Origin of the sequence: Benzoatithermus flavus (assembly GCF_037908215.1) — a bacterium.
Classification (GTDB): domain Bacteria; phylum Pseudomonadota; class Alphaproteobacteria; order Geminicoccales; family Geminicoccaceae; genus Benzoatithermus; species Benzoatithermus flavus.
In genome coordinates this window covers 1-588 of the sequence record NZ_JBBLZC010000112.1, presented here as the reverse complement: position 1 = coordinate 588, position 588 = coordinate 1, and the positions used below count along the sequence as shown (strand labels likewise).

Annotated in this window: 1 protein-coding gene; it reads right to left on the bottom strand. The window is 42.0% G+C overall.

Going from position 1 to position 588, the window contains the following annotated elements; translation table 11 throughout:
- Positions 1-324, bottom strand: a 324-nt coding sequence (locus U1T56_RS24360; protein WP_418162066.1) for an FBD domain-containing protein, incomplete at its 3' end; no start/stop codon positions are given.
- Positions 325-588 lie beyond the last annotated feature (264 nt).

Sequence of the window (588 nt, the reverse complement as noted above, 5' to 3'; positions counted from 1 at the left end):
ATGGGCAAATAAGTTTTCGAGTCTCTGGCCACTTGATGTTTCAAAAACAAATTCAGCTTTTGCGGAGACTTTGTCATTTAGTCTTAGACGCTTGCGGTGATCAGCACGCCATTCATTGTTGCGCCAGAGAACGCCAAACCTCATTACCTTGAGCACACTTGCCTCCAGAACAAAGAACCTGGCCAATTTAATCTCAGATGTGCTGCCTCGGTAGTCGATCAAATCAATTTCTGTAAGATGGAGATCAAGGCATTCGATGAGATTGTTATAGTGCAGCACATTTTTACTTTCGGGTCTTTTTTTATCTGCAAAAGAATAGAACATATTAGAACAGCTGGCTGCATAAGATTGCCGTGTCATCAAGAGGTACCAATATCATTCGCTCATACCATAGGGTTGGCTGTCTAGTGATATTTTTTCACTCTCTCCCTCTCTCTCTCCCTCTCTCTCTTCTGTATGTCTTGATTGACCTTGCTCTTTCTCAAATACAAACGATATATCTCCATGTTTGGGCCCAATTCGACATATTCATATTGTATACTCTCTCATGCACATTGTCTATCTAGGCCACTCTCTCCAACCCATCTC